Origin of the sequence: Sphingomonas populi (assembly GCF_004208535.1) — a bacterium.
In the GTDB taxonomy this organism is placed as follows: domain Bacteria; phylum Pseudomonadota; class Alphaproteobacteria; order Sphingomonadales; family Sphingomonadaceae; genus Sphingomonas; species Sphingomonas populi.
Genome location: NZ_SGIS01000152.1, coordinates 1 through 1,303 on the forward strand (window position 1 = coordinate 1; position 1,303 = coordinate 1,303).

General features: G+C 56.9%; 1 protein-coding gene and 1 pseudogene. Both read right to left on the bottom strand.

What is annotated here, in order from left to right; genetic code table 11:
* Positions 1-179 precede the first annotated feature (179 nt).
* Complete coding sequence (locus EWE75_RS24630) at positions 180-839, bottom strand: cytochrome P460 family protein (RefSeq protein WP_130160638.1); 660 nt, start codon at positions 837-839, stop codon at positions 180-182.
* Positions 840-1,191: 352 nt separating this feature from the next.
* A pseudogene (locus tag EWE75_RS25980) lies at positions 1,192-1,303 on the bottom strand (IS630 family transposase); the annotation flags it as partial.

Consider the following 1,303-nt stretch of genomic DNA (forward strand, 5'->3'; position numbering starts at 1 on the left):
CCTATGACGACATCGTCGACCATTGCTGCGACGCCTGGAACAAGCTGGTCGACCAGCCCTGGAAGATCATGTCTATCGGCCTGCGTGATTGGGCTCGCGAGTTCTGATCAGTGAATCTTGGTATAACCCGTCCTTGCGCAGTCGATATTGTCAAATTACGTTGACGGCCCGATTGCTGCTCAGTTGCCCGGGAGAGGATTGATGATGGACCGGTAGTGGCTGATGTAGACCATATCCTCGTCAGCATTCGCGATATGGCAACCGGCGCATTCAGCAATCGGCTTTTCCGCCGCTGCGGGCAGGTATGGAGGTGGGGCATGATTGAAATTGAAATAGCCCCAATTTTTCGAGGCCCCAAACCGCTTGCTGTCTTTCACTGCGACATCCAGGCCGTTGACCGCGCCCGGAAAATATCCGCGGCCAGATGGTTCGAAGTGTGAACCATCTGGAAATTCGGCTTTCCCGCCAAGCAACTGCAACTCTTTTACCATCATGGTGCCCTCGGGCCATTTCCCCGTTGCGCGATAGACGGCAAGAGCGGAGCGCTGCACGTAGACGTTGTGGAACTCCGGGAAAGGGGCCTTGCCATTGTTCAAGCCATGGGGCGTCACCGGCGCACCAAGAAAATACCAATCGCGAAAGTTCTTCGGCTGCACGAGTTTACCGGCCGCATCCCACACCGGCGGGAGATCGACCTTGGGGTAGTTCGGATCGGCAGCGGCCGTTCCCGCTTTAGCTGCGGCCTCGGCAGTAGCCCCGTTAAGGCCGGAAAGGCAGATCGCGGCAATAGCAAATGTAGAGCAGGCTCCGATGGCCCAGAGGTTTTTGGTAGTTGCCATGTTATTTGCCCCTGCTTAAGCCGACCCCTCGGCTATAGGTTCACAGAATAGCAGGAGCGGGAACACTTCGTCCAATAGACCAGTTGTATACTTTCAATACGCGAAATGTATGGACCATTGCTCCCTGGCAAAGCTCGCGACCTTAGTTGCGACGTAGCGATCCACTCGTTTCTCGGATCGAGGATGGTCTGCAACATGTTGGGACACACGGCATCTTTTGCTCGTTGGCGCCCGCCGAGGTCGCGCACCGCCTCGGCCGCTAGCCCTGAGGAGATCAATGCCGCCGAGCCGCTGTGGAAGCGCAAGCTTTCAGAGGCGAGAGATCAGGCTCAATCGGAACTAGTGCAGCGAGTCAGACGGAAGATGCAGGCAGTCTGGCGAGCTTGTCGAGGATTTGAGCGGCGGGCTTGGTCCAGACGAAGGGCTTTGGGTCGGCGTTGTGTTCCTTGAGGTAGCGATTGATG

Excerpts from the sequence above, each read along its gene's own strand:
- EWE75_RS24630 (WP_130160638.1), bottom strand. The coding sequence starts at position 839 with ATGGCAACTACCAAAAACCTCTGGGCCATCGGAGCCTGCTCTACATTT.